At 63.5% G+C, this 18,644-nt stretch carries 16 protein-coding genes; 4 read left to right on the top strand and 12 right to left on the bottom strand.

What is annotated here, in order from left to right; all coding sequences use genetic code 11:
- Window positions 1-473: 473 nt before the first annotated feature.
- Window positions 474-764, top strand: coding sequence for a HalOD1 output domain-containing protein (locus ACSFC7_RS16785; RefSeq protein WP_436343971.1), 291 nt, complete (start codon window positions 474-476; stop codon window positions 762-764).
- Between the two features lie 228 nt (window positions 765-992).
- Here the strand turns inward: ACSFC7_RS16785 and ACSFC7_RS16780 are convergent, their stop codons facing one another.
- The 6 genes from ACSFC7_RS16780 to ACSFC7_RS16755 form a co-directional block, all read right to left on the bottom strand.
- Complete coding sequence (locus tag ACSFC7_RS16780; RefSeq protein ID WP_436343970.1) at window positions 993-1,292, bottom strand: HalOD1 output domain-containing protein; 300 nt, start codon at window positions 1,290-1,292, stop codon at window positions 993-995.
- A 116-nt stretch (window positions 1,293-1,408) separates the two neighbouring features.
- Window positions 1,409-4,564: a PAS domain S-box protein gene (locus ACSFC7_RS16775; protein ID WP_436343969.1), complete on the bottom strand. Its 3,156-nt coding sequence runs from the start codon at window positions 4,562-4,564 to the stop codon at window positions 1,409-1,411.
- A gap of 80 nt (window positions 4,565-4,644) precedes the next feature.
- Window positions 4,645-6,318 carry a gamma-glutamyltransferase family protein gene (locus ACSFC7_RS16770; protein ID WP_436343968.1) on the bottom strand — a complete coding sequence of 558 codons (1,674 nt, stop codon included), beginning with the start codon at window positions 6,316-6,318 and terminating at the stop codon, window positions 4,645-4,647.
- Between the two features lie 56 nt (window positions 6,319-6,374).
- On the bottom strand, window positions 6,375-6,704 hold the full coding sequence (locus ACSFC7_RS16765) for a cupin domain-containing protein (RefSeq protein ID WP_436343967.1): 330 nt from the start codon (window positions 6,702-6,704) through the stop codon (window positions 6,375-6,377).
- Window positions 6,705-6,762: 58 nt separating this feature from the next.
- On the bottom strand, window positions 6,763-7,839 hold the full coding sequence (locus ACSFC7_RS16760; protein ID WP_436343966.1) for a DNA-methyltransferase: 1,077 nt from the start codon (window positions 7,837-7,839) through the stop codon (window positions 6,763-6,765).
- Between the two features lie 208 nt (window positions 7,840-8,047).
- Window positions 8,048-8,629: a hypothetical protein gene (locus tag ACSFC7_RS16755; RefSeq protein ID WP_436343965.1), complete on the bottom strand. Its 582-nt coding sequence runs from the start codon at window positions 8,627-8,629 to the stop codon at window positions 8,048-8,050.
- Between the two features lie 436 nt (window positions 8,630-9,065).
- Here ACSFC7_RS16755 and ACSFC7_RS16750 point away from each other — a divergent pair, with 436 nt between their 5' ends.
- Window positions 9,066-9,710 (top strand): hypothetical protein, encoded by a 645-nt coding sequence (locus tag ACSFC7_RS16750; RefSeq protein WP_436343964.1) that lies wholly within the window; start codon window positions 9,066-9,068, stop codon window positions 9,708-9,710.
- Here the strand turns inward: ACSFC7_RS16750 and ACSFC7_RS16745 are convergent, their stop codons facing one another.
- Window positions 9,711-10,298, bottom strand: coding sequence for an NADPH-dependent FMN reductase (locus ACSFC7_RS16745; RefSeq protein WP_436343963.1), 588 nt, complete (start codon window positions 10,296-10,298; stop codon window positions 9,711-9,713).
- A 135-nt stretch (window positions 10,299-10,433) separates the two neighbouring features.
- Complete coding sequence (locus ACSFC7_RS16740; protein ID WP_436343962.1) at window positions 10,434-11,372, bottom strand: A/G-specific adenine glycosylase; 939 nt, start codon at window positions 11,370-11,372, stop codon at window positions 10,434-10,436.
- Between the two features lie 378 nt (window positions 11,373-11,750).
- On the opposite strand from ACSFC7_RS16740, the gene ACSFC7_RS16735 reads away from it, so the two are divergent.
- Together ACSFC7_RS16735 and ACSFC7_RS16730 are read left to right on the top strand one after the other, a co-directional pair.
- Window positions 11,751-12,074 (top strand): hypothetical protein, encoded by a 324-nt coding sequence (locus tag ACSFC7_RS16735; RefSeq protein ID WP_436343961.1) that lies wholly within the window; start codon window positions 11,751-11,753, stop codon window positions 12,072-12,074.
- Between the two features lie 166 nt (window positions 12,075-12,240).
- Window positions 12,241-12,369, top strand: a complete 129-nt coding sequence (locus ACSFC7_RS16730) for a hypothetical protein (RefSeq protein WP_436343960.1) — start codon at window positions 12,241-12,243, stop codon at window positions 12,367-12,369.
- A 235-nt stretch (window positions 12,370-12,604) separates the two neighbouring features.
- Here the strand turns inward: ACSFC7_RS16730 and ACSFC7_RS16725 are convergent, their stop codons facing one another.
- From ACSFC7_RS16725 to ACSFC7_RS16710, 4 genes are all read right to left on the bottom strand, one after another.
- A complete protein-coding gene (locus tag ACSFC7_RS16725; RefSeq protein WP_436343959.1) occupies window positions 12,605-14,509 on the bottom strand; it encodes a DHH family phosphoesterase in 1,905 nt (634 codons plus the stop codon).
- Between the two features lie 289 nt (window positions 14,510-14,798).
- On the bottom strand, window positions 14,799-15,188 hold the full coding sequence (locus tag ACSFC7_RS16720) for a DUF7344 domain-containing protein (protein WP_436343958.1): 390 nt from the start codon (window positions 15,186-15,188) through the stop codon (window positions 14,799-14,801).
- Window positions 15,189-15,280: 92 nt separating this feature from the next.
- Window positions 15,281-15,943, bottom strand: a complete 663-nt coding sequence (locus ACSFC7_RS16715; protein ID WP_436343957.1) for a helix-turn-helix domain-containing protein — start codon at window positions 15,941-15,943, stop codon at window positions 15,281-15,283.
- A gap of 279 nt (window positions 15,944-16,222) precedes the next feature.
- Window positions 16,223-18,475 (bottom strand): NADP-dependent malic enzyme, encoded by a 2,253-nt coding sequence (locus ACSFC7_RS16710; RefSeq protein WP_436343956.1) that lies wholly within the window; start codon window positions 18,473-18,475, stop codon window positions 16,223-16,225.
- Window positions 18,476-18,644: the final 169 nt, after the last annotated feature.

The raw sequence follows: 18,644 nt of genomic DNA, 5'->3' as shown, positions 1-18,644 counted from the left end.
GGGACCCTACCGGCGACGCTGCTCGAGTCTCGCTACTTCTCGACGGATCGATACTCACTCGAAAAACGCCGACCAGCGGCCGGCGCCAACGTACTCCATCCGCTGTGGTGTGTCAGTGGACAGGTCGATCGGTGATCGGCTGTCGACTGAAACAGTCGACGGGAAACCGATCTCGATCACTGGCGAGGTCCGGCCGTCTCGAGCGACCGGATACCATCGGCAACGACAGTATTCCTCCCCTCGCCGGATGGATATTCGACCATCGCCGATTAAATGTACTGGCCGCCTCGACGCCGTCGCCTGGACGAGCCGTCATCGCACTGTAGCCCGAAACCGCCCGCTGTCCCGTCGATCGCACCGGGTATCGGGTGCTTGAGCGACTCGCTGCCTTGCGATTGAGGCGCCCGCGCGGCAACTAATTCTTTCGCGAGCGCTTCGCTAGTTTTATGCGACACACGATAGCATGGCATGCTATGGGGACGGGGGTCTCACCGAGTCACAAAGTACTCACGCAGGTCGCATCGTCCGAGGGCGTTTCACCGACGGACCTCGAGCCGCCGCTTCACGACGTCGTCGATCCCGACGCGCTCGATCGATTGGTCGAATCGAGCGGATTCCGCTCGACCGACGACGTGGTGACGGTCGAGTTTCCCTATCGGGGGTATCTCATCCGGGTCGATAGCACGGGCGCTGTCGAGCTGACTGCGACGGACCACCGTTCCGGTTCGACCAGCGATTCGACGGAGGAATCTCACGGCGACTGATATCGGCGGGAGCCGTCTCGCTTCGACGTCGTGAGCCACGCGTGAATCGAACTGCCGATCGATTGGCGGACGAGTGCTCCTGAGAGCGGGCGTGCCGACTGTGCGCTCGGACTGCTCAGTACCGACGGTCCTGACGATTGCGTAGAAAAAACAGACGAAAGGAAAGCCGAAATCAGAGAGAGGTCAATTTTCGGCCCCCCGTATCGAACGGTCGGCGCGTCGATCGAGCTACGCCGATTTCACCTGAATTTCTCCGTCGGCGCCGACGGTTATGAGACAGTCGTTGTATTCGAACGTCACTGAGCCACCGGATCGGAGTCTGTCCGCTCGCGGTTCGAACAACCGTTCGAGCGCGTCGGCGTTGATCGTGTAGTGAAGCGGCTCGAGCTCGGTTACGTCTTCGTTACTGAACGTCGCAACCGCATCGACGACGGCGACGCTCAGTGGTTCGTTGTCGAGTCTATCGTACTGCACAGCGTACTGTTCCTCCGTTGGAACGGACGGTGATCGTGAAGTCATCTCGGTCATGTAATTCTGCGCACCCCCAGTGCGGTCTGTGGGAAGACAAATCCCAGTTCACGAGTAGCACTGAAGAGCCTGATCGTTAACTGTATAGCCTCCCCTTCGAAAGAAGGGTTAATCAGTTAACCCCGGAGTAGTGTCTCGTCGAAAAGCGTGGTGAAGAGCTTCTGTTCGACGGCTCTCACGTGCTTGTGGAAGGCCGGCGAGGAGATGTCGAGCGAGTCCGCGAGCTCTTCGCCGTTCGTCTGGCGCGGCCACTCGAAGAAGCCGCCGTGATACGCCGTCTGGACGACCTCCTGTTGCCGATCGGTGAGTTGCTCGAGGAGCGAGTTGCGCGCGGCGGCGTCGATCGTCGACCGATCCGCAGTCGCCTGTTCGCGGCGCGCGACCATCGAGGCCGAGAACCCGCGGCGGTTGAGTCCCGACAGAAGCTCCCTGATTTCGATCGATTCCGGCACGTCGACGATGGCGCGGGTCGTCGACTCGTCGGTGACGAACGACCGGAGCGTTCCGCCGTGGGCGTCGACGACCGTACCGAAAAACGGCTCCGTACACTGGAGCTGTAACAGCGTTTCGTCCTCGGTCTCGGCGATGACCGTGACGTTGTGTATCCCGTCGAGTTCCGCGAGATCGGCCGTCTGATCGGGGGAGACGGCGGTATCGGTCACGGCGAAGACGATCGGTGGTCCGTCCTCGCGTATCGTCGCTCCCTCGAACGCGACGCGCGTGCCCAATCGGTCGGCGAGTCGGCACAGCAACGACTCGCCGGTGAGTTCGAGTTCGACCTCGGCGGTCGAGACGTCGTCGTCGCGCAGTGCAGCCTTCCGTTTGACCGCGTCGATCGCGTACGCGATCGTTTCGCCGAGTTCCGCGAGGGTCTCACGAAGCGGGTCGTCGAACGCGTCGCGGTCGTCGCCGTAGATCGACAGGACGCCGTAGAGGAACCCGTCGTAGACGAGCGGCACGGCGTAGACCGACTGATAGCTTCGCGAGAGGGCTTCGACGCGCCACGTCCCGTCGCGAATCGAATCGGCGACGTTTTCGACGTACGTCGGGGTTTGCGTCCGTGCCGACCGGCCCGTCGGCTCGGCTGCGGAGTCGTCGACGGTCGTCACCGAGACGGCGTCGAGATACTCGCGCTCGCGTCCGGCCTGTGCCTGTGTGCCGAGTTGATTGCCGCTCGGGTCGGGTTCGCCGATCCAGGCGAACGAGCAGGCCTCGAGGTCCGCGAGGCGATCACAGATGCCGCGTTCGATCTCGCTCTGGGAGTCGGCCATCAGGAGTAACTGCTCGATGTCCTGGCGGACCTGACTGGCGGCGTTCAACCGCTCGAGGTGGATGTTCTGTTGCTGGAGTTCCCGTTCGCGACCGTGGAGTCGGCGCGTCCGGGTGATTCGGTCGAGGGCGGCCTCGGCCGTCGTCGCGAACAGTTGGGCGAGTTCGAACGTGTCGTCGTCGTACCGCGCCGGTTCGGGATCGAGAGCGACGAGCGTCCCGTGTTCGCCGATCGGAACGTAGAGGCCACTGCGAGCGGTGACGGCCGCCTCACAGCATCGATCCGCTTCCCGCGTGTCGTGGAGGCGTGAGGGGGTCCCGCTAACGAACGTCTGCCAGACGGAGCTCTGGTCGGGGCGGACGCGAGGTGGCCGACCGAAGGTCGACTCGAACTGCTGGGAGTAGGCGGCTGGCAGGAGTTCGTTGTGCTGGTCGTCGAATCGGTAGACGACGCTCTCGATGTCGAGGACGTCCGCCGCGACGTCGACCATGTACTCACAGGCGGCCTGTTTCGATTCGACGGTCAGCAGATGGCTCGTCGCCTCGTGCAGGGCGTTCAGTGCGTCCTGATACTGGGCGCGCTCGGTGACGTCGACGGCGATGCCGATGACGCGGTCGGTGGACCCGTCGTCGACGATCGGTCGGTACCACGATTCGAACACCCTCCCCTCGAGTCGAACCGACGAGTGGACCGTCTCCCCCTCCAGTGCAGCCCTGCTATCGGCGCGAACGTCGGGGTACTCCTCGAAGACGTCGAACACCGATTCGCCGACGATGTCGTCGGAGGGACGGTCGATCCGTTCGAGACCGCGTCCCTCCGCGAGCGTAATCGTTCCGTCGGCGTCGAGCACGAAGAGCACGACGGGGACGTTCTGGACGAGCGTCTCCAGCCGCTCCGTTCGCTCCCGAAGTTCCCGTTCGCGTTCGATCCGATCGCTGACGTCCGTGAAGTACACTGAGATGCCGGACGAGGAGGGATAGATTCGTGCGTTATACCAGCCGTCCGTGGGTTCGTAGTATCGTTCGAGGGTGACCGATTCCTGCGTCTCCATCGCATCGATCGCCGCCCGTTGAAACTCCGTTCCCCGAAGTTCCGAGAACTGATCGTGTATCTTTCGCCCGAGGATCGCCGCTGGCTCGGTATCGAGAAGGGCCGCGGCCCGATCGTTGACGTACGTAAACCGCCACTCGGAATCGAGCGCGAAGAACGCGTCGGTCACGCGCTCGAGCGCGTCGTCCAGTTCCTGTTCGACCTGGTGGTGCTCCGTGATATCGCGGATCGACGCGACGATACCGCCCACGTCGTCCTCGAGCCGGTTCGTGAGGTCGGCTTCGTGAACGTACCAGGAGCCGTTGGCGTGCTGACACCGGTACGTGATGGAAGTCGTCGCTTCAGGGCCTCGTTCGCGGAGTTCCTCGAACGCGGCACGGACCGTCGAGGTGTCCTCGGGATGTACAACCTCCGTGACGTGACCGCCGAGCAACGTCTCCGGATCGTAGCCGCCGACTCCTTCGACCGACGGTCCGACGTAGGTGACCGTCCCGTCGGCGTCCGTGACGACGACCAGATCCGACGACTGCTCGAGCAACGCCTGATACCACGTTTCCCGTCGCGCGGCCGTTCGGCGGGCGGCAGCGAACTGCGCCGCCTGCCGTAGTCGGTGGCTGAGAAGCTCCGTCTCGGACTCACCCGTCGTCGATTTGACGATCACGTCGGTCGCACCGTCGGCCCGAAACTGATCGATCGACTTGGAGGCCGCCGAATCGATGGCGTAGACGACCGGAGACGTCTCGAGCGACGTGAGAACCTCGCGTTCGTCCGTGAGGACGCAATCCGTCGCGTCCAGTCGTTCCGCGTCGAGTTCGGACCCGCTGTCGAACGGCCCGTCGACGGTGAAATCACCGTCCTCGAGTTCGCTCGTCGCCGTCTGCAGCCAGGACGAGGAACCGACTGCGAGCACTCGAACCTGGGCCGTCTCGGGGACCTCGAGACCGCGATTCATACCTCCGATGGAACCGGCGTGGGTAAAAATCTCGTGTTACTCGCGGGTCCAGGCTCGAGTTCCGGATCCGCCGTGCGAACTCAGAAGCCGATCGCGACACCGTCCTTTCGGGGCTCGGTCGCACCGGAGAGCGTCTCGCCCCGGCGGCGAACGAGTTGTGCGCCGCCGAACACGACCGGCGGCAGGACGCCGACGTCGTGGCCCATCCGTGCGAGTTTGGCCGCGTTCGGGAGGCGCTCCTCGATGCCGAGTGACCCGCTCTCTCGGTAGCGCCAGCGCGGCGCGTCGAGCGCCGCCTGCGGCGTCATCCCGTAGTCGACGAGATTCGAGAGCACCTGGACGTGACCCTGGGGCTGCATGTAGCCGCCCATGACGCCGAATGCCATCCAGTCGTCCTCGTCGAGTTTCGCGACGGTGGGAACGAGCGTGTGGAACGGCCGCTTCTCGGGTTCGAGACTGTTCGGATGGGCCGCCTCGAGCGAGAACGACGCGCCGCGGTTCTGCAGGGCGATGCCGGTTTCGCCCGCGACGAGGCCGCTGCCGAAGCCGGCGAAGCGGGAGTTGATGTAGGAGACGAGGTTCCCTTCCTCGTCGCCGACGGTCAGCAAGACGGTGTCGGCGTCCTCGGCGTTGGCGTTCGGCACGCCGACCGCGGGATTCTGAATGGGACTGTCACCGATCGCCGTCGCACGCTCGCGCGCGTACGATTTCGATTCGAGGGGTGGGATCGTCTCGTACTCGGGGTCGGTGATGTAGCGGTGGCCGTCGACGAACGCGAGTTTCGTCGCCTCGGCGAACGCGTGGATCCGTTCCGGGGAGTCGTACGCGTGCTCGCCGGCACCGATCTCCTCGGCGATGTTCAGCGCCTCGAGCGCGACGAGCCCCTGGTTGTTCGGCGGCAGTTCGTAGACCTCGGCGCCGTTGTAGATCGTACTGACGGGGTCGACGAACTCGGGTTCAAAGTCGGCGAGATCTTCGTGAGTCATAAAGCCGCCGGCGGACTGAATCTCGTCGACGATCGCGTCCGCGATATCGCCTTCGTACACCTCGTCCGCGCCGTTCTCGGCGATCCGCTGCAGGGACTCACCCAGCCGCGGGAGCGTGACCGTCTGGCCGGGGGCCGGGCTTTCGCCGTCGAAGAGGTACGCCTCGCGCGCGTGGTCGTCGGTGAACAGTCGCTCCGCTCCCGCCCAGTGGTGGGCGATGATCGGCGAGACGGGATACCCCTCCGTCGCGTAGTGGATCGCCGGCTCGAGGACCTCGGAGAGCGACCGTCGGCCCAGTTCCTGCACCGTCGCCTCCCAGCCGCGAGCCGTGCCGGGAACCGTCACGGCGTGCGGGCCGAGGAACGGCATCCCCAGGTCGTCGGCGTCCGCCCCGCTATCGACGGCGTAGCCTCGCGACTCGGGGTAGTAGCTCTCGAACGTCTCGTCGTCGGTATCCTCGAGCGCGCGCGTCACGTTCTCGATCGTCGCGTCGGCCGGCGCGGGACCGCACGAACGCATCGCCCCGACCTCGCCGTCGGCGGTCCGGTAGAGCGCAAACACGTCGCCGCCCAGTCCGGTCGACGTCGGTTCCACGACGTTGAGCGCGGCCGCCGTCGCGACGGCGGCGTCGAAGGCGTTGCCGCCGTCGCGAAGGATCGAGAGGCCCGCCTCTGCGGCGAGTGGCTGACTCGTCGCGACCATCCCTCGGTTTCCGTAGACCGTCGACCGTCTCGAGTCGAATCGGTCGAGATCGATATCGTCGTTCACACTCGACCTACGCACTCCGCGACTAAGTTACGACGGTAGCGGCACGCCGCTCGCGATCACGACGGTAGCGGACAGAGGCTCGCCGTGAACACGACCGTCTCGTCGGTCTCGTTTCGCGCGCCGTGGACCGCGCCGCGCTCGTGGTGGACGACGCCGGGAGCGTCGATACGCTCGCTCTCGTCGCCCTGCACGACCGTCACCGTCCCCTCGAGCACGTGAAAGACGTTCGTACTGTCGGCGTGCTCGTGGGCTTCGAGCTCGGCGTCGGGACCGAGCGCGAACGCCTTGACCAGCACGTCGTCGGTGACGACCAGTTCCGCCGTTTCGATCTCGCCGTCGGCCGGCTCGAGGTCCGTCACTGCCGTCGCGTATTCGTCGAGCGCCATAGCTGCCCGTTCGTGGTACGCTTCAAAAAACGTAGCCACTCGAACCCGGCGAGCGACGTCACTCGCGGCTCAGCGGGACGTGATCGGCTCGATAGCCGTACTCGTCGCCGTCGGCGGCTTCGAGCGCCTCGATCGCCTCGACTTCTCGCAGTCGAATCCCGCGCTCCATCTTGGTCACGACCGGCGTGTCGTAGTAGTCGGCTTCGTACTCGAACCCCTTCCCCGCCTCGCGCCGGCTGCTGACGAACTCGCGGTGACGCTCGAGGCGCGTCCGGCCGACCGAGCGCGACAGCGCCGGGATGTCGGGAACGCGGTCGTCGAACAGTTCGACGAAGGGCTCCTCGAGTTCCGAGCCGAGTGAGTGACGGCCGGCGCACATGGCCGCGAGCGTCGTGGTCCCGGTCCCCCAGAAGGGGTCGAGGACGGTGTCGCCGTAGGCCGAGTACATACAGATCAGCCGATAGGGGATCTCGAGCGGGTAGGCGGCCGAGCGGTCGCGGAGGTCCTCCCCGCCGTTCCCGCCGCCGAGGGCCTGCAGTTCGCCCTGGACCTCCGTCCAGACGTCCGAAAACCAGCGGTTGCGCTCCTCCCAGAAGTACGCGGCCTCGTAGCGCCGGTCGGCACCCGGCTCGAACCCGCGGCTCTCGCCGCCCTTCCGAAAGAGCAGGACGTACTCGTGTTCGAGGGTCACGTAGGCGTTCGGCGGGATCATCCCGCTGCCCATGAATTTGGCCGCGCTGTTGGCCGGCTTTCGCCAGAGCACGTCCGGCAGGGGATCGAAGCCGCGGGACTCGAACGCCTCGAGCACGCGCGCGTGATTCGGGTAGACGCGAAAGCTTCCGTCGACCGTTCGCGTCGCGTCGCCGACGTTGATACACGCGATACCGCCGTCGACGAGTACGCGCTCGAGCTCCGCCCAGACGCGGTCGAGCTGGGCGTGCATCGCGTCGAACGCCGCGCGGCCGTCGCCGGACTCGAGTGCGTCGCCGATCGCCGGATCGAGCGCCGTAAAGAGCTCGTCCCACATCTCGATCATTGGGTACGGCGGGGACGTGACGACGAGTTCGACGGAGGCGTCGTCGATCGCGGCGAGATCTCGAGAGTCACCGACGAAGACGCGGTGGGTCGTCTCCATTGGGTTCACACTGTCGGCGTCGCCCTCTTAGCTCCTTCGTCAGGGACCGGCCGGTTGCCGTTCGGCAGGGACTTCGCGCGTTTCGATCGCGAATAACGGGCTCGAGCCGCTCATTCGCGTCGTAACTGTCGCGTCAGCAATCCGTTCCGGTGAAAACAGTGTATCGAGCGTCGACCGCTCGACGGCTATCGGCGCTGGAATGAGCGGCTTACTCCTCCTCTTCTTCCGCTTCCGATTCGTCCGACTCGTCGGCGTCGGCTTCGGCTTCCAGCCCGCCCTCGTCCTCGGATTCCTCCGGGTCGGCACTCGTCGCGGGTTCGAACTCCTCGATCGGCTCCCACTCGTCTTCCTCGCCGGACGACAGCCGACGGCGAAGGAGCGCGACGCCGGCGATAAGACCGACGGCGAGCAGCATTCGCGACAGCCGACTCGAACCGCCCTCGTCTTCGGTTTCCATCTCCGTCTCGGATTCGCCCTCGCTCATCGTCTCCTGGGCGGTCTCCGTCGTCTCCTCGACGACGTCGTCGATGATCTCCGGCTCCTGGAGGTCCTCGAGCGAGGTGTCCTCGAGTTCGGGCGACTGTCGGCCCGCGAGAAAGCCGAGCGCGGCACCGGCACCGAAGAGAGCGCCTGCTATCGGTAGGTTCCGTTTGCCGCCCGATGTCGACCCGTCCGCCTCTTCGACGGCCTCGAGGATGGAGTCTCGAAGCGGTGATTCCATCCCCATTCCGACTGCTTCTCTGACGACGGTCTCAGCCAGCGTCTTGTCCTGTTGCTCAGTTTCGGGCATAATCAGTCCCGACCACATCCCCCTAAATAGTTCTGTCCAACGTTTCGTTCGCGCGAATCGTTTTCTCGATCAGTACACGCCGACTACCGCACCGCGCTCGACCGAGTAACCGCTCCCTACTCGATCGAACGGTCGGCCGAGTGGCCGCGCGAGGGTCCGAGACTGACCGGCCGGCGAGTACTGAATGATCCGGACACGAGCGAGAACGCCGGTAGTAGCCGGTCAACTTCGTTTCCACCTCGCGTGCGATCCGTGACCGACTCGACGAATCTGTTCCCGATATCCGCTCGAGCGAGTTCCAACTCCGAGGAGATATTGGATAAACAACACGTTACCGCCGTATAAATTCGAACCCGGCAAATACGCGATTACGACCGTGGTACTGTGTGACGTAATGGCTCACATAACGAAAGGGGTCGGCTGAGTGGAGCGGGGTATGAGCGTCATCCGTCAGCCTGGCGTCCTCGGCCGAACGACTCGTCGGCGAGTCGTCGGGCTGACTGCGGCGCTCTCGGCGGCCACCGTGGAAGCGATCACCGTCGGCCTCTGGTTCACGCTCGTCGTCGACTCCCGGACGACGTCGACCGCACTCGCCGGACTGGGGATCCTCTTCTGCGGTGCGCTCCTCAGAGCCGGCGTCTTCGGTGCGACCATCAGCGAACTGGGCGACCTCCTGGAACCGCGGCGACTCGGCGCCGCGCTGCTGTTGACCGGCGGGTGGATCGTCTGGCTGCTCGTCGCCGAACTGATCGGGGGTACCGCCGGGATTCTCGTCGCGACGATCCTGCTCGCCGGCGTGTTCGTCGGGCAACTCTCCCTCGAACGACACGTCTTCCGCCACCGGTCGCCGTCCCGGACGACGCGAACGCCGCTCGTCCCCGGCCTGTTGCTGGCCCTCGGCGCGTCGGCGTTGCTCGCATCGGCCTGGCTCACCGAGTGGGCGATCGCCACGCCGCCGCTGGCGCTCGAGGTCACCACGATCGTCGTCCGAATCGAGGCGCTTCAGGTCGGCGTGGTCGTCTTCGCGCTCTTCGCCTTCCTCGCCCACCAGCGGCGCTTCGAACAGCTTCTCGAGCCCTGACTACTTGCCCTCGGCACCGATGTTCTGGTCGCCCTGAAACGAGTCCGGGTCCGGTTCGATCGTCGCGTACTGTACCGCACGCCGTCCCAGGGTCGCCACGCGCTCCTCGAGTTTCTCGTCGACGAACTCGCCGTCCTCGAACGCGGAGTGCGAGTTCGCGATCGCGGCCTCGTGGGGGATCACCCACGCGTTGAGCGCGCGACAGACCGAGCGCATGTGCTCTAAGGCCGTCACGGGGAACGCGCCGCCCGAGACCGCGAGTAGCCCGACGGTTGTGTCCCTGAACTCGTCGAAGCCACAGTAGTCGAGGGCGGTCTTCAGCGGCGAGGAGTACGAGCCGTGGTACATCGGCGAGCCGAGGATAATCGTATCGGCTTCGCGCAGGCTGGCCGCGAGTTCCGCCGCGTCACCCGCGTCCTCCCGATCCTGATCCGCGTCGAAGACCGGCAGTTCGTACTCGCGGAGGTCGATCAGTTCCGTGCTGGCACCGCCGCGTTCGGCGGCCTCGAGGACGCGCTCGAGGGCGATGTGGGTCGTACTCGCGTCGCGGAGGCTGCCACAAACTGCGGTGACGTGGACGTCTGCCATGCTGCTAGGGTAGGCTGCAAGATCCAAATAGACGGGGCAAGCGGCACGATTTCGGGTCCCGGTGCGGTCTCGACGTCGCGATTCTCGTCCTCCTCGTCGTCTAGACGGCGGGGACGTTCGCCGTCGATCGACGGCTTACCGTCGCAGTCGCGCGACGAGTTCGGCGTTCGTTTCGGTTCGCTCGAGGGCGACCAGTCCGTCGGACTCGAGGTCCTCGAGCAGCCCCGTGAGCCACTCGCGGCCGTACTCGCCCTCGGGCGCGTAGTCGACGCGGATCCGGTGGCCGAGCGTGTCCAACTCGAGTTCGTCGTACTCCCGGAGGGTCCCGATTACGCGCCCCCGGAACTGGCGACGGCTCCCCTCGAAAGCGGGCTGGGTGGGGACGTCGGGGGCGGTGAAGTCGCCGCTCGCGTAGGCGTCACACCACTCGCGCCACGGACAGCCCACCTCGTCGCAGCGGGGGGTCTGGGTGCAGGCGACGCCGCCGAGTTCCATGATCGCGTTGTTCCAGACCCGCGACTCGCCCTCCGGCATGAGGTCGTTCGCGGCGTCCTCGAAGGCCGAATCGTCGTCCGGAATCGAGAAGGCGCGGTAAGTCACCCGCTTGACGTTCGTGTCGACGACCGCGTCGCCTTCGTTGAACGCGAAACTCGCGACGGCGTTGGCGGTGTAGGGACCGACGCCCATCAACTCCTGCAGTTCGTCGGGCGTTTCGGGGAAGGTGCCGTCGTACTCCCCTTCGATCTGGGTGGCCGACTCGTGGAGGTACTTCGCCCGGTTGTTGTAGCCGAGGCTGTGACTCGTCCAGAAGCCCACGACGTCCGCACGGTCCGCAGCGGCGAGATCCGCCGTGGACGGCCAGCGCTCGAGAAATTCCTCCCAGGCGTCGACCACGCGATCCAACTGGGTCTGCTGGCTCATCACCTCGCTTACCAGGATCGCGTAGGGGTCGTCCGTGCGCCGCCAGGGAAAGTCTCGGTGGTCCCCCTCGTACCAGTCGATCAGGGCGTTCTGGACGGCCTCGAGGTCCTCGGGCAGCGACCAGTCGTCCCCGTCCGCGTCGCGCTCGCTCATTGCTCGGGCTAGCGACCGGGCCGTCTTACTGGTGGCGGTTCTGGTTCGAGCGTCTCGGTTCAGGGTGGTACGTGTTTCTGCAATCCAATCGGGCCACGTACGGTGGCGCGCGCTGCACCGCGGCGAACGAAAGCGAGACACGAGCGAAGCGAGTGTCTCGGAAAGCGAACGGTGACCGGTGGGAACCGTGAGCCCAGTGAGGCGCGGGGCAAAGCCGCGCGAGGGATGAGCGAGTGAACCCCGTGAACGAGCGAATCGGTTGGGGAGGACGTGGCAATCATCATTGCCAGTGTGAGCAGGACGCTCGTCTCCGCAATCATTGCTATCGAACGATCTAAGCACGAAAGCCCTATCCCGTCGGCTCGAGTCCTCCCTCCTATGAGCCTCGACGATCTCAACGACGACGTACAGGAGTCCTACACCGCGTTCGACGACGACCTCAGCGTCTCGCTCGACCGGGAGACCAAAAACGAACTCGCCCTGCTCGAGGCGGCCCTCGAGCCCGAGGAGACGGACGAACTCGTCCGGCGGGCGATCCACATGCTGTTCCAGTCGACCGTCGAAACGGGGAAACTCGACTTCCAACTACGGTCGGCCTACGACGTCACCTACGACGAGTATCTCTCGGGAATGACCTTCGAGCAGATGACCGGTGCGGACCAGTATCCGACGATGGACGACGAGCGGCGCTATCAATTCTAGTCGACGAGAGTGCGATCCGGCAGACGGCACCGAGCGACCGTCGAGAACGTCTACTCGGTTGACCGTTCAACAGCTACCACCGTCATATATACGCATCTTATTGCCACAGAATACTTCTATCTCGATAATAGGCGAGCTTATTACCGTCGAGTTCCCCGGTCCGAACATGGCAACCAGTCAATCCGCAACCGACCCCGACTACCGCTGTCCCGAATGTACCGGCTCCCTCCAGTCCCAGCACGACTCGCTCGAGTGCGTCGATTGTGGCTACACGCCACGTCACGGCGCGGACTAGACTCGAGTTGAAGTAGAGACCGATACTCTTCGTCCCTCGGTTTGAATTCAGACCGTACCGTTGCGACCAGCTACCTTGAAGGTGATGTCCTTTTTTTCGCAGTGGGTCCGTTTCGCGGTTCGCGTTCCGCTCACCGAAAAACAGCGCGCGCCACCTCACGTGGATCGTCTACAGGATCTCCTTGTCGAACGAAGATGTAGATGATACAAAGGATCGAAACGGTGCTATACGCTGCTCAGTCGTCGATCGGCGCGGCGCTCGAGAGCGCTTCGTCGATCTCCGCGTCTTCCATCTTGTCGACGAGGGCGTCGATCACTTCCTCGCGTTTGCCCTTGACGAACTTGATCGAGCCGACGACGAGGTGGCCGCCACCGGAGACGCCGCCGCCCGAGATTTCCGCCTCGAGTTCCGTGACCATCTGCGGGATGTCCAGTCGAACGCCGTCGGAGCGCAGGACGGCGAAGTCGGGACCGTAGCCGACCGTGATCACGGGGTCGCCGGTTTCCTCGATCTTGCGGTCGTGGATCTCGCCCGTGGTCTTCCCCGGCGCAGGGTAGGTAAAGCGGTGGGCGTAGTTCTCGACGTCGATCCGGTAGAGGTGGGCGCCGTTGTCCAGATCCTCGTGTTCGAGGTGGGGCATCGCCGCGTCGAGTTGGACGTCGACGTCGTCGCGAGCGCGGTCCGCGAGGAACGAGACGAGTTCGCGGTGGCGCTCCTCGTTATCGGAATCGATCTGGAGCAGGTCCTGAATCAGTTGATCGCCGGAGTTGTAGCGCAGCCAGAAGGCCGCGTAGTCCAGCGCTTCGCTCACGTCCTGCAGCCGCTCATCGTCGTAGCCCTCTTCGTTGGCGAGTTCGAGGTAGTCGTCCATCGCGTCGGCCTTCGAGCGGTCCGAGAGGCCGGCGACGGCGGGGACGTGGCGGAGTTCGTCGGTGAGATCGGGGTAGATCATCCGCGCGAGTTCGACGCAGAGCATCCCCGTCGTGATCCGGTAATCCTCGTCGTGGAGGTACGGGTTCACGTGGGCGTCGAGCAGATCCTCGACGGCTTCGGGATCGGGGTGATGGTGGTCGACGACCGCGATCGGAATGTCGTAGTGAGAGAGCGTCTCGTAGGCCGGGACGTCCTCGGCCGTCGAGCCGTTGTCGAGCATGAGCAGCAGGGGAAGCTGCTGGCCGTGTTTCTCGCGGTCCTCGAGCGCGAAGTTGAGGTCCCGCGTGGCGTCTTCCATCTCGTAGAAGGGGGCCTTCGCGGGGAGGCGCTTGATCAGGTGTCGCGGCGCGTTCTCGTCCTCGTGGACCTCGGCGATGAATCGCTGGAGCGCGATCTGGACGGGAACGGCGGCGCACATCCCGTCGCCGTCGGCGTGGTGACGGACGCGGATCGGACGGCCCTCGAGGACGGTCCGACGGAGCAGTTTCGCGACCTCCTTGAGGTTCGGTCGGAGCTTCTCGAAGGCGGGCCAGTCGATCAGCGGTTCGACGTCGTGGGGCTCCGCGCGTTCTTCGAGGGCGTCCTCGAGTCGTTCGCGGGCGTCGTCGGCGTCCTCGCCTTCGAGCGTCGAGAGGCCGTCGACCTCGATCTGGACCGATCCCTCGCGGTGTTCGGGCGTGCCGGTGACGCGAACGACGTCGCCGACCTCGACGGCGGGGAAGGCGCGAACGCCGGCCTCCTCGAACGCCGCACACGGGACGACGCCGTACTCGTCGGCGACGTGGAAAATCGTCGGCCCGGCGGTCTGTTTGACCTGCACGACTTCGCCTTCGAGGTGGATCTGGTCGCCGATGGTGGCCTCGAGGCGGTCGGTGCCGGTCAGGCTGTAATCGTGGGCGACGGGTTCGAGGGTGTAGTCGTCGACGTCGGCGGGTTCGAACGCCATGTCGCCGTTGTCTCGGACGGCCTCGAGTTCGACGACGAGTTCGTCGCCGACGCCGTAGGTGCCCTCGAGAACGGATTCGTGGACGAGTCCGGAGACGGATTCAGAGAGATCGACGAAGACACCGTAGTCGACGATGCCGTTGATTTCGGCGAGGTAGTCCTGGCCGTGTTCGACGTCCTCTGCAGTACACTCGGCAGCGAGATCGTAGACGACGGAATCCCCGTCGTCTGCGCCGGGTTCCCCGGCGGACTCACGTGTCATCTTGAACCGTAGTTTGGGACGGTCGCGTATAACCCTTGTCAAGAAGGAGCGGCGCTGTCGCCGGAGGCTGTCGGCGAAGGCACAGTTCGGCCCGCAAGCGACGAGGCCGTTCGCCGGAGGTCGTCACCACCGCTCGTCGCCACCGACCGTCTCGTGTCCTCGAGACCGACCGCGAGACCGGTGAGAATGGCCCTGTTGAAACACTTAGAACATGATAGGTTTGGCACCCTCTGCGGTAAGTACAGGTGAATCACTGACCAGATATTGTGTTGAATAGTATTCTTATTTCCTATCCCATAATCGGTTCATCATCCCAGTCATGAGCCTCAAGATCTAGTTGGCGACGTTCCCCAGCAATTAGCTCTGCCATATCCACAAGAATACCTAAATGAGATACGTACTCGACAGGTGCTACTAGATCTCTCTCCTCATCATATTCGACGAGACCCGCTTCTTTCAGTTTCGGAAGGTGCGAGTGATAGAGGGATGTTTGCAGAGCTTCGATAGACAAAATCTCCTTATCGGATGTTTCGCGGATTCTCTCTATGATGTCCTGTGTTAATTCGATAGTTGGCTTTGGTGAGTTTGAGTTCCGCAATACATCTATGATCATCCGTCGATGGTGATGTGCCAGACAGTCAAATAACTGATCTTGTTGTGGATGGGTATCCATATTCATATAGTCCACTGGCCCTCGTGGCACTGATTTTAACCCTTGTCCAAACAAGGGCCTTAGTAAGGGGGATTTGAAGTTGGCATATCACTCCAATCCTATTCCGGTTTGAGGGGCAGGTTCAACGCGCCTAATACGACTTTTTCGGTGGCACCTCTAACCCGTTGTGAAAGCGCCTGTTGAGAGATGTCAAGTTCAGTAGCGAGTTCCTCAAGAGTCACCTCACGTGGTGTGCTGAAGTATCCACGTTGAGCGGCAAGGACAAGCGCCTCTCGCTGTTCTGAAGTAAGATTGTACTCGAAAAAGTGCCTTGACCGCTCAGTAAACGAATAGACGTGTTCTAGTTCAATTCCCGTGATCTCGTTCTCCACGCAATAGTTGTAGAACTGAGTCAGTTGGTCATGATCCGGGAAACGGAAATGAAAAAACCAGTATCTGTCGGTGCTATATGCCTCCAGAACTGCGGCATCCGTGTCGATAAGGCCTGCGAAGAATTCTCCATGTTTCACGTCCCACTCGGCTTGATAGAGGTGGTCGTGGTTAACAGTATCAAGCAGTTCAAGTGAGAGGATACGAGGATGGTCTTGAAGGGCGTGTTCAAACTCATCCAAATTCTCACCTGAGACCCAAAAGTATGGAATGAATCCATCTCGGGTCGGGATAACACGAACGAGTTCAAACATAATATTATCGAAATTTGATAGAATAGATCCCAACGGAAGGACTTTGACTGGAATTCGAAACTTCGCGCTGAGAGTCATTATGAGGTCTGTTGATTCTACCTAGTTGTTGATGGGCGTAACTATTTCTATTATCAGATGACAGACTGAACTTCAACACTTCTGCAGCAGGGTGATTTATGAAGAATATTCCGATTATCTGTTTATATGTTCACTAACTGTGGGTGCTGTGTGATCAAGAAGCCGGACAGAGTCAAACAGACAATTTCGAGTCAGCAGTAAGTACGCACGTGCAGTGAGAGCTCATTTTACGCTAAAATATATCTGGAGAATGAGGTTTCAACAGAGCCGTGAGAGGAGCTACTCGTCCTGTGCGTCGACCGTCGCGACCGCTGCTAGGTTGACGATATCGGTGACCTCGTCGTCGCGCTGAAGGACGTGGACCGGCTCGCCCATGCCGACGAGCATCGGTCCGATCGCTTCGGCACCGCCGAGGCGCTGGAGCAGTTTGTAGCAGATGTTCCCCGCCTCGAGGTTCGGCAGGACCAGCACGTTCGCCGGCTCGTCCAGATCGGTGAACTCGTAGCTGCCCTCGAGCAGTTCCTCGACGACGGCGGTGTCGGCCTGCATCTCGCCGTCCACCGGGAAGTCGACGCTCGGATCCTCGCGGAGTCGTTCGGCGGCTCGCCGGGGCTTTCGCGTCCCCTCGTTGTCGACGCTGCCGAAGTCGGAGTACGAGAGCAACACGGCTCGCGGCTCGACGTTGAACCGTCGGGCCAGTTCGGCCGTGTGACGCGTGATCTCGGCCAGCACGTCCTCGTCCGGGTCCTGATTGACGGTCGTGTCCGCGAGGAAGACGACGCGATTCTTGAACGTCAGCATGTAGACCCCCGCGGCGTAGTCGGTATCCGGTGCCGTCCCGATCACCTGCAGCGGCGGCCGAAGCGCCGACGGATAGTGGTTCGTCAGTCCGGTCAGCATCGCGTCGGCGTCGCCTCGATCGACCATCACGGACGCGAAGTAGTTGCTATCCCGGATCAGGTCCGCCGCCTCGGTGCGCGTCACGCCCTTGCGCTGGCGGCGCTCGTAGAGCGCGTCGGTGTACGCTCCGTAGTCGCCCGCGCTCGGATCGACGACCTCGGGCTGGAACTCGAGCCCGAGGTTCGCCACGGTCGTCTTGATCTCGTTCTCGTCGCCGATCAGGACCGGCCGGGCGATCTCGCGCTCTTCGATCTGGGCCGCCGCCCGGATGATCTTCTCGTTGCCGCCCTCGGCCAGCGCGAGGCGCTTCGGATCGCTTTTGGCCTTGTTGAACACGGTCCGCATCATCTCCCGGGACTTGCCCAGGCGGGCCTCGAGGCGTTCGACGTACTCCTCGGGATCGATCTCGGCGCGGGCGGCACCGGACTCCATCGCGGCGCGAGCGACGGCCGGGGCCACCTCGAACAGCACCCGGGGATCGAGCGGTTTCGGGATGATGTACTCGGAGCCGAACTGCAGCGGCTGGTCGCCGTAGGCCTTGCGCACGGCGTCCGGCACGTCTTTCTTCGCGAGGTCGGCGATGGCCTCCGCGGCCGCGACCTTCATCGCCTCGTTGATCTCGGCCGCGCGGACGTCGAGCGCGCCGCGGAAGATGAAGGGGAAGCCGAGCACGTTGTTGACCTGATTCGGGTAGTCCGAGCGGCCGGTCGCCATGATGACGGTATCGTCGCGGGCGTTCTTCGCCTCCTCGTAGTCGATCTCGGGGTCGGGGTTGGCCATCGCGAACAGGATCGGCTCCTCGGCCATGGACTGCACCATCTCCGCGCTCACGATGCCGCCGACGGAGAGGCCGACGAACGCGTCCGCGTCGACCATCGCGTCTTCCAACTCGCCGTCGGGCACGTCGCGAGCGAACTCGCGGCTGTACTCGTCGAGGTCGCCCGCCTCCGCTCGAGCGGTCGTCAGGATGCCGTCGATATCGACCATCGTAACATTCTCCTTGCGGACGCCGAGCGAGACGAAGAATCGGGCGGTCGCGAGCGCCGCTGCGCCCGCGCCCGCGAAGGTGACCGAGAGCTCCTCGAGATCCTTCCCGGCGACTTCGGTGGCGTTCAGCAGTGCCGCTCCGGAGATGATCGCCGTCCCGTGCTGGTCGTCGTGAAAGACGGGGACGTTCATGCGCTCTCTGAGCCGGTCCTCGATTCGGAAGCAGTCGGGCGCGCCGATGTCCTCGAGGTTGACGCCACCGAACGTGGGTTCCATCGCCGCGACCGACTCGACGAACGCGTCGACGTCGTCGTGATCGAGTTCGATGTCGAAGACGTCGATGTCGGCGAAGCGCTTGAACAGCACGCCCTTCCCCTCCATGACGGGTTTCGACGCCTGCGCGCCGATATCGCCGAGACCGAGAACCGCGGAGCCGTTCGAGACGACGCCGACGAGATTGCCTTTCGCCGTGTACTGGTAGGCGTCGTTCGGGTCGTCGTCGATCGCGCGACACGGTGCGGCGACGCCGGGCGAGTACGCGAGGGAGAGATCCCGCTGGGTACTCGTCGATTTCGTCGTCCGGATTTCGATCTTCCCCGGCGGATCGTCGTGGTGGTACTCGAGTGAGTCTTCGTCTAATGACATACCGGGAGAGAGGAACACCGTTCGGAAAAACGGCTCGCTAGTACTGCCTGAGAGTGTATGCAGACCTATTTGACACCAGATAAATATCACGTACGATTCATATGGTTGGCGGAAATAACAGCGCTGGGTAAGGACGGGACGCTTCACGCGGGGTGGTCAGACAGGAATA

Source organism: Natronorubrum halobium (assembly GCF_051351675.1).
Lineage (GTDB): Archaea > Halobacteriota > Halobacteria > Halobacteriales > Natrialbaceae > Natronorubrum.
This window is presented reverse-complemented; position numbering and strand designations above follow the sequence as displayed.

Coding starts and splice junctions, on each gene's coding strand:
- ACSFC7_RS16785 (WP_436343971.1), top strand. CDS start 474: ATGGGGACGGGGGTCTCACCGAGTCACAAAGTACTCACGCAGGTCGCA.
- ACSFC7_RS16780 (WP_436343970.1), bottom strand. CDS start 1,292: ATGACCGAGATGACTTCACGATCACCGTCCGTTCCAACGGAGGAACAG.
- ACSFC7_RS16775 (WP_436343969.1), bottom strand. CDS start 4,564: ATGAATCGCGGTCTCGAGGTCCCCGAGACGGCCCAGGTTCGAGTGCTC.
- ACSFC7_RS16765 (WP_436343967.1), bottom strand. CDS start 6,704: ATGGCGCTCGACGAATACGCGACGGCAGTGACGGACCTCGAGCCGGCC.
- ACSFC7_RS16760 (WP_436343966.1), bottom strand. CDS start 7,839: ATGGAGACGACCCACCGCGTCTTCGTCGGTGACTCTCGAGATCTCGCC.
- ACSFC7_RS16755 (WP_436343965.1), bottom strand. CDS start 8,629: ATGCCCGAAACTGAGCAACAGGACAAGACGCTGGCTGAGACCGTCGTC.
- ACSFC7_RS16750 (WP_436343964.1), top strand. CDS start 9,066: ATGAGCGTCATCCGTCAGCCTGGCGTCCTCGGCCGAACGACTCGTCGG.
- ACSFC7_RS16745 (WP_436343963.1), bottom strand. CDS start 10,298: ATGGCAGACGTCCACGTCACCGCAGTTTGTGGCAGCCTCCGCGACGCG.
- ACSFC7_RS16740 (WP_436343962.1), bottom strand. CDS start 11,372: ATGAGCGAGCGCGACGCGGACGGGGACGACTGGTCGCTGCCCGAGGAC.
- ACSFC7_RS16735 (WP_436343961.1), top strand. CDS start 11,751: ATGAGCCTCGACGATCTCAACGACGACGTACAGGAGTCCTACACCGCG.
- ACSFC7_RS16730 (WP_436343960.1), top strand. CDS start 12,241: ATGGCAACCAGTCAATCCGCAACCGACCCCGACTACCGCTGTCCCGAA.
- ACSFC7_RS16725 (WP_436343959.1), bottom strand. CDS start 14,509: ATGACACGTGAGTCCGCCGGGGAACCCGGCGCAGACGACGGGGATTCC.
- ACSFC7_RS16720 (WP_436343958.1), bottom strand. CDS start 15,188: ATGAATATGGATACCCATCCACAACAAGATCAGTTATTTGACTGTCTG.
- ACSFC7_RS16715 (WP_436343957.1), bottom strand. CDS start 15,943: ATGACTCTCAGCGCGAAGTTTCGAATTCCAGTCAAAGTCCTTCCGTTG.
- ACSFC7_RS16710 (WP_436343956.1), bottom strand. CDS start 18,475: ATGTCATTAGACGAAGACTCACTCGAGTACCACCACGACGATCCGCCG.